General features: G+C 73.6%; 1 protein-coding gene. It reads left to right on the top strand.

The genetic code is table 11. The features are described from left to right. The first annotated feature begins 196 nt into the window (after nucleotides 1-196). The gene (locus SCAB_RS40110; RefSeq protein ID WP_041670164.1) at nucleotides 197-8,731 is read left to right on the top strand and encodes a type I polyketide synthase; all 8,535 of its coding nucleotides are present in this window, start codon (nucleotides 197-199) and stop codon (nucleotides 8,729-8,731) included. Nucleotides 8,732-8,811 lie beyond the last annotated feature (80 nt).

The following is an 8,811-nucleotide window of genomic DNA, read 5'->3' on the forward strand; positions in this document are numbered from 1 at the left end:
ACCGTACCCATCGCCCGCCCCAGCGGAAAGAGTCGTCTGACTCTTTCCAGCCACCGTCGGGTGTCGCGGGCCGCGCTATCGAAACGCTATGCGGGACTGTCAGAGTTCTTGCGTGGCCCGAGTAATTCCTCTTGCCCGGATGGCCGGGAAGCCGGAAATGGAAGAAATGCCAAATAAGGACGACGGTGATCCCGGCATGCCGATTGCGGTCGTCGGATACTCCTGCCGGCTGCCCGGCGCGCCCGATCCGGAGACGTTCTGGCGGCTGCTCGCGACGGGCCGGCATGCCATCACCGAGGCGCCGTCCGACCGCTGGGACGCCGACGCGATCACGTCGGCCGGGGCGGCACCGGACGCCGAGCGCGTGCGGTGGGGCGGTTTCCTCGACCGGGCCGACCTCTTCGACGCCTCCTTCTTCGGGATCTCCCCGCGCGAGGCCACCGCCATGGACCCCCAGCAGCGCCTGGTGCTGGAACTCGGCTGGGAGGCCCTGGAACACGCCGGCATCGTCCCCGGCACCCTGGCCGACAGCCCGACCGCGGTCTTCGTCGGCGCCGCCACCGACGACTACGCGACCCTGCGCGCCCGCCTGGGCGCCGCCGGCATCACCCGCCACACGGCCGTCGGCACCCAACGCACCATGATCGCCAACCGGCTCTCGCACGCCCTCGACCTGCGGGGGCCGAGCCAGACCGTCGACAGCGGACAGTCCTCCTCCCTGGTCGCCGTCCAACTGGCCTGCGAGAGTCTGCGCGCGGGCGACTGCACGGCCGCCCTGGCCGGCGGCGTCAACCTCAACCTCGCCCTGGACGGCGCGCTCGTCGCCGCCGGCTCAGGCGCCCTCTCGCCGGACGGGCGATGCCACACCTTCGACGAACGCGCCAACGGCTATGTACGCGGCGAGGGCGGAGCCCTGGTCGTCCTCAAGACCCTCGACCGGGCCATGGCCGACGAGGACCGCATCCGCTGCCTCATCCTCGGCGGCGCGGTGAACAACGCCGGCAACGCCTCCTCCGGGCTGACCGTTCCCGACGAGAGCGCCCAGCGCGAGGTCATCCGGCTCGCCCACCGGCGCGCCGGGACACGCCCCGACCAGGTGCAGTACGTCGAACTGCACGGCACCGGGACGAAGGCCGGCGACCCCGTCGAGGCCGCGGCACTCGGCGCTGCCCTCGGCACCGCGAGGACGCCCGGCAGGCCCCTGGCCGTCGGCTCCGCCAAGACCAACGTGGGCCACCTGGAGGCCGCCGCCGGTGTCGTGGGCCTGCTCAAGGTCATCCTGTCCATCGAGTACCAGGCCCTTCCGCCCAGCCTCAACTTCACCGCCCCGCCCCCCTCGGTGCCCTTGGACCGCCTGAATCTGACGGTCCAGCGAGAACTCGCGCCCTGGCCCCACGACGACCTGCCGAGGACCGCGGGCGTGAGCTCCTTCGGCATGGGCGGCACCAACTGCCATCTGGTGCTGTCGGACTGGTACGGCCGGGGCACGCCCGCGGTCCCAGAACCGTCGTACGTCCCGCTGCCCGCCCCCGTCGCCCTCTCCGGGCGCGACGAGCCCGCCCTGCGCGCCCAGGCGGCACGCCTGCTCGGCCATCTCGCCGACCGCCCCGAGCTCGGGACCGGCGAGATCGCGTACTCCTGCGCCACGACCCGTACCCACTTCGCGCGACGCGCGGTCGCGCTCGCCACCGATCGCGACGACCTCCTCGCGTCGATCGCGGCCCTGGCCGAGGGCCGCCCCGCGCCGCGCCTCGTGGAGGGCACCGCACGCGAGGGCGGCCTCGCGTTCCTGTTCACCGGGCAGGGCAGCCAGCGGCCCGGCATGGGCGCGGCGCTGCACGCCGCCTTCCCCGTCTTCGCGGACGCCTTCGACGCGGCGTGCGAGGAGATGGACCGCCACCTCGACCGGCCGCTGCGGGACCTGGTCCTCGACAGCGCCGGCACCCCCGACGCGGCCCTGCTAGACCGGACCGGCTACACCCAGCCGGCGCTCTTCGCCTTCGAGACCGCGCTCTACCGGCTGCTCGAACACTGGGGTCTGACTCCGGACGCCGTACTGGGCCACTCCGTCGGCGAACTGGTCGCGGCACACGCGGCCGGCGTACTGGACCTGCCGGACGCCTGCGCGCTCGTCGCGGCCCGAGGCCGTCTGATGGACGAACTGCCGGGTGGCGGCGCCATGGTGTCGGTCCAGGCGTCCGAGGAGGAACTCCGCTCCGACCTGGCCGGTTTCGCCGGCCAGGTCGCCGTGGCCGCGTTCAACGGACCCGCCTCGACCGTGCTCTCCGGCGACGAGGGCGCCGTGCTCCGCCTCGCCGGACGCTGGCGCGACCGCGGCCGCAGGACCGGACGACTGCGGGTGAGCCACGCCTTCCACTCACCCCACATGGACGGCATGCTCGACGAGTTCCGCCAGGTCGCCGAGAGTCTCACCTACCGCACACCGCACCTCGCCGTGGTCTCCAACCTGACCGGCCGGACCGCCACCGAGGACGAACTCCGCTCTCCCGACCACTGGGTCCGCCACGCCCGCGGCGCGGTCCGCTTCCTCGACGGGGTCAGGACCCTGCACGCCTGCGGCATCGTCCTCCACCTGGAGATCGGGCCGGACGCGGTGCTCTCCACCATGGCCCGCGACTGCGCGCCCGACGGCGCGGACCAGCTCTTCGTCCCCGCCGTGCGGAGGGACCGCGACGAGGCGGCCACTCTCTACTCGGCACTCGCGGAGCTCCACGTGGGCGGCGCCACCGGGACCCTGGACCAGCTCTTCGCCTCCTCCCGAGCGCGCCGCGTCGCCCTGCCCACCTACGCCTTCCAACGGCAGCGCTACTGGCTCGGCTCCCCCGGCACATCGCTCCCGCAGGGCCCGGCCGCCCCGGAACTCCCGTCGCCGGAGACCGACTTGGCATCCCCGGCCGCCCCCGGCGACCGCCGGCCCGCACCGGCGGAGCTGGTGCGCGCACACGTGGCCCACGTCCTCGGCCACGACTCGCCCGACTCCGTGCCGATCGGCACCACCTTCAAGGAACTCGGTTTCAGCTCCCTCATGGGCGTCGAACTGAGCGACCTCCTCAGCAGATCGACCGGCACACGCCAGCCCAGCACCCTGATCTACGACCACCCGACACCCGAGGCCCTGATCCGGTACGTACGGAACGCGGCCGGTGACGGCACACCGGACGACGACACGCCGGGCCAGGAGGCCCTCACCCAGGCGGGTGTGGGGGAGGCGGTGGCGGTGGTGGGGATGGCGTGTCGGTTGCCGGGTGGGGTGGTGTCGCCTGCGGGGTTGTGGGAGTTGGTGGTTGAGGGTCGGGACGGTGTGTCGGGGTTTCCGGTGGACCGGGGTTGGGATGTGGAGGGGTTGTTCGATCCGGATCCGGATCGGCCGGGGACGTCGTACACGCGGCATGGCGGGTTTTTGCATGATGCGGCGGAGTTCGATGCGGAGTTCTTCGGGATCTCGCCGCGTGAGGCGTTGGCGATGGATCCGCAGCAGCGGTTGTTGTTGGAGACGTCGTGGGAGGCGGTTGAGGGGGCGGGTATCGATCCGCATGCGCTGCGGGGCAGCCGCACCGGCGTCTTCGCCGGCACCTTCACCTTCCGGGACTCCGACAGCGGCGTCAGGCTGCCCGACTCCTCCGAGGGGCGTCGGCTGACCGGTGGTGCCGCGAGCGTGTTGTCGGGTCGGGTGGCGTTTTCGTTGGGGCTTGAGGGTCCTGCGGTGACGGTGGATACGGCGTGTTCGTCGTCGTTGGTGGCGGTGCATCTGGCGGTGTCGGCGTTGCGGGCGGGGGAGTGTTCGCTGGCGTTGGCGGGTGGGGTGACGGTGATGTCGTCGCCGGGGACGTTTGTGGAGTTTTCGCGGCAGCGTGGGTTGTCGGTGGATGGGCGGTGTCGGTCGTTCGCTGCGTCTGCGGGTGGGACGGGTTGGGCGGAGGGGGTGGGGCTGCTGGTGTTGGAGCGGTTGTCGGATGCGCGTCGCCTTGGTCATCGGGTGTTGGCGGTGGTGCGGGGGAGTGCGGTCAATCAGGACGGTGCGAGTAATGGGTTGACGGCGCCGAGTGGTCGGGCGCAGGAGCGGGTGATTCGGGCGGCGTTGTCGTCGGCGGGTGTGGGTGCTGCTGATGTGGATGTGGTGGAGGCGCATGGGACGGGGACTCGGTTGGGTGATCCGATCGAGGCGCAGGCGTTGCTGGCGACGTACGGTCGGGAGCGGTCGGCCGAACGACCGCTCTGGTTGGGGTCGTTGAAGTCGAACATCGGGCATGCGCAGGCGGCTGCGGGTGTGGCTGGTGTGATCAAGATGGTGATGGCGCTGCAGCGGCGTGCGTTGCCGAAGACGTTGCATGTGGATGAGCCGACGCCGTTGGTGGACTGGGCGTCGGGTGGCGTCGAGTTGCTGACCGAGCAGCGGGAGTGGGAGCCGGTTGCGGGGCGTCCGCGTCGGGCGGGGGTGTCCTCGTTCGGGATCAGTGGCACCAATGCCCACCTCGTCCTGGAGGAAGCGCCCCCCACCCCCGAACGGGAAGCGACCACCACCCCCGAACCGGAAGCGACCCCCGCTCCGGAACCGGAAGCGCCCCCCGAGCCGTCGCCCGGAACGGTCCTGTGGCCGTTGTCCGGCCGCACCGAGCAGGCACTGCGCGCGCAGGCGCGGCGGCTGCGTGAGCACCTGCGCGCGACGCCCCGGGCGGACCTTGCCGACGTGGGTTTCTCGCTGGCCACCACGCGCGCCGCGCTGGAGCACCGGGCGGTGCTGGTCGGCGACGACCCGGACCGGATGCTCGGGGATCTGGCGGCGCTCGCGGACGGCGACCCGCCGTCCCGTGTGCCGTACGGCGTACCGACCGGCGGGAAGACGGCGTTCCTCTTCACCGGGCAGGGCAGCCAGCGCGTCGGCATGGGACGTGAACTCCACGTGCGTTTCCCCGTGTTCGCCGAGGCACTGGACGAGGTCTTCGAGGCGTTCGGCGACCGCCTCGGACGGCCGCTGCGCGATGTCGTCCTCGCCGGGGCGGACTCCCCGGACGCCGCCCTGCTGGACCGGACCGTGTTCACCCAGGCCGGGCTGTTCGCCGTCGAGGTGGCCCTCTTCCGGCTCGTCGAACACCTCGGAATACGGCCGGACCGCGTGGCCGGGCACTCGGTCGGCGAACTGGCGGCGGCTCACGCCGTCGGGATGCTGTCGCTGCCGGACGCGGTGACTCTGGTCGCCGAGCGCGGCCGTCTCATGGAGGAGCTGCCCGAGGGCGGCGCGATGGTCTCGGTCCGGGCGCCTGAGGAGGAGGTCGCCGAACTGCTGCGCGGCCGGGAGACACGGGTGGCGATCGCCGCCGTCAACGGCCCGCTCTCCTGCGTACTCTCCGGCGACGAGGACGCGGTCGCCGAGATCGCCGACGAACTGGCGGCGCGCGGTCGCAGGACCAGGCGACTGCGGGTCAGCCACGCCTTCCACTCGCCCCGCATGGATCCCATGCTGGAGGAGTTCCGTCGGGTGGCCCAGGGGCTCGGCCTGTCGGCGCCCGCAGTGCCGCTGCTGTCGGACATGACGGCACAGCCCGTCACCGGGCCGGCCGACGGCAGCCCGGCCGACGCGGACTACTGGGCGCGCCACGTCCGGGAGACGGTGCGGTTCGCCGATGTCGTACGCGCTCTGCGGGCGGACGGAGTGACGACGTTCGTCGAGATCGGACCGGACGCCGTCCTGACCGCCATGGGCCGCGACTGTCTCCCCGACGACGAGGCCGAGGACGCCCAGGTGGAGTTCGTCCCCCTGCTGCGGCGTGACCACCCCGAGGAGCGGACCCTCGCGGAGGCAGTCGCCCGGCTCCACGTCCGAGGCGTCGGCCCCGACTGGGCGGCGGTGTTCACCGGCACGGGCGCCTCCCGCGTCGACCTGCCCACGTACGCCTTCCAGCGCAGGCGCTACTGGGCGAGCGCCGGACCGGTCACCGCCGGGGACGCTCCCGCGCTCGGGCTCGGTACCGGCGGGCATCCCCTCCTCGGTGCCGCGGTGCGACCCGCGGGCTCCGACACGCTGGTCCTCACCGGGCGGCTGTCCCTGGACACCCATCCCTGGCTCGCCGACCACACCGTCCTCGGCAGCGTCCTCTTCCCCGGCGCGGGCCTGGTGGAACTGGCCCTGCACGCCGCCCGCCGCACCGGCTGCGACCTGCTGGAGGAGCTGACCCTGCAGGCGCCGCTACTACTCCCGGACGAAGGGGCCGTCGAGCTCCAGGTCCAGGTGGCGGGGGCCGAATCCGACGGGCGGCGGTCCGTCACCGTGCACACCCGGCCGGCGGCGGCCCCGGGCCGCGACCAGGAGAACGGCGAGACCGACGGTGGCGACTGGACGCTGCATGCCGTAGGGGTGCTCGCCCCGGCCGCCGGGGCGGCGGCCGACGCCGACCACTTCGCGAACTGGCCGCCCGACGCCGAAGCGGTGGACCTGACCGAGTGGTACGACGCGCTCGCCGCGCAGGGCTTCGGCTACGGCCCCGCCTTCCGCGGGCTGCGTGCCGCGTGGCGACGAGGCACGGAGGTCTTCGCCGAACTGGCCCTCCCCGAGGAACAGGCCACCGCCGCGGCCGGGTACGGACTGCACCCCGCGCTGCTCGACGCCGCACTGCACGCCATCGAACTGGGCGCGCTGCCCGGCGGCGACGGGACCCGGCTGCCCTTCGCGTGGAGCGGGGTGTGCCTGGACACGGCCGGGGCCACCGCGGCACGCGTCCGGCTGGCACCCGCCGGGCCCGACACGGTCACCCTCGCGTTCGCCGACGCGGCGGGTCGTACGGTGGCGTCGGTGGGCGCGCTGTCGCGGCGGCCGGTCTCCGCCGAGCGACTCCGCGCGGCACAGAGCGGGGGACGCGACCCGCTGTACCGGGTGGAGTGGACCGTGCTGCCCGGCATCGCCGGTCCGGGACCCGGCGCGATCCCCGAGCGGTGGGCGGTCGTCGGCGACGCGGCCGACGCGGCCCGCATGGCCGAAACGCCGACGGCCGCAGGCGCTGAGGTCCGCACCCATCCCGATCTTCCGGCGCTCGCCGAGGACATCGACCGTACGGCGGACGTCCCGGCCGTCGTCCTGGCACCGCTGACCGGCTCCTCCCCGGACGGTACGGACGTGGCACGGGCCGCCGGGCGTGCGCTGGCCCTGGCCCAGGACTGGCTGGCCGACGAGCGTTTCGCCGCCTCCCGTCTGGTCGTCGTCACCCGGGGCGCGGTCGCCGCGGGGCCCGACGAGGACGTGTCCGACCTCGTGCACAGCGCTGTCTGGGGGCTCGTCCGCTCGGCACAGACCGAGCACCCCGACCGGATCACCCTGCTCGACCTTGACGACGAACCCGCCTCGCGGCGGGTCATGGCGGCGGCCCTCGCGGCCGCGGAAGCCTCGGGCGAAGCCCAACTCGCCGTCCGTGCCGGGCGCGTTCTCGTCCCCCGCATGACACGTGCCACGACGCCCGAGCCCTCCGTGCCCGGTGACGGGCCGTGGCCGGCGGACGGCACCGTACTGATCACCGGCGCGACCGGCGCCCTGGGCGCCGCCGTGGCCCGCCACCTGGTCACCGAGCACGGCGTACGCGATCTGCTGCTCGTCGGCCGACGCGGCGACGCCGCCCCTGGTGCCGTCGAACTGCGCCAGGACCTGCGCGAGTTGGGGGCCAGTGCCACCCTCGCCGCCTGCGACGTCGCCGACCGTGCGGCGCTCGCGGCCCTGCTCGCCACCGTCCCCGCCGACCGTCCGCTGACGGCCGTCGTCCACGCCGCCGGTGTCCTGGACGACCGTGTCTTCGACGCCCTCACTCCCGAGAGCCTCGAAGCGGTCCTCCGACCGAAGGCGGACGCCGCCCGGCACCTCAGCGACCTCACACGCGATCTCGACCTCACCGCCTTCGTCCTCTTCTCCTCCGTGCAGGGCCTGCTCGGCGGCGCGGGACAGGCCAACTACGCGGCGGCCAACACCTACCTGGACGCCCTGGCACAGCATCGGCGGGCCGGCGGTCTCGTGGCCACCTCGCTGGCCTGGGGCCCGTGGGCGGAGGGCGGCATGGCCGCCGGGCTCGGCGAGACCGACCGCCGCCGGTTCGCCCGCGCGGGCATCCACGCGCTCACTCCCGGTCAGGGCCTGCGCCTCCTCGACGCCGCACTGGCTTCCGGCGACGCCTGCTCGGTGCCGCTCGCCCTCGACACCGCCGCGCTGCGGGCCGCCGGGACCGGCGTACCGCCGTTGCTGCGCGGGCTCGTCCCGGCACGCGTCCGCGAAGCGGCGGGCTCCGGCCCGAGCACATCCGGCGAAGCGCCGGGCGCCCGGCTCGTGGCCCGGCTCGTCGAACTCGACGCCGCCGCCCGGGAGAAGCAGCTGCTCGCCCTGGTGCGGACCGAGGCCGCAGCCGTCCTGAACTACGACCGCGCGGAGACGGTCGACGCGCGCCGGAGCTTCAAGGAACTCGGCGCCGACTCCCTCAGCGCCGTGGAACTGCGCAACCGGCTCGGGAGGGCGACCGGACTACGGCTGTCCGCGACGGTCGTCTTCGACCATCCGACCCCCGCCGCACTGGCCGGACGGCTACGGGCCGAACTCTTCCCGGACGGGGCAGACGACACCGTCCCCGACGGACCGGATCCCGCGGCCGACGCGGAGGAACTGGCCGCCGAGGAAGAACTGATCGACGCCATGGATGTGGCGGAACTGGTCCGGATGGCCCGCGAAGGCATCGAGTCCTGAACAGCACTGGGAGAAGAACGCTCATGACCCGAACGCCGTCGTCCTCGTCAGCCTCTTCGTCACCTGCTTCGTCCGCTTCT

This window comes from Streptomyces scabiei 87.22, from assembly GCF_000091305.1.
GTDB classification, from domain to species: domain Bacteria; phylum Actinomycetota; class Actinomycetes; order Streptomycetales; family Streptomycetaceae; genus Streptomyces; species Streptomyces scabiei.

Coding starts and splice junctions, on each gene's coding strand:
- SCAB_RS40110 (WP_041670164.1), top strand. CDS start 197: ATGCCGATTGCGGTCGTCGGATACTCCTGCCGGCTGCCCGGCGCGCCC.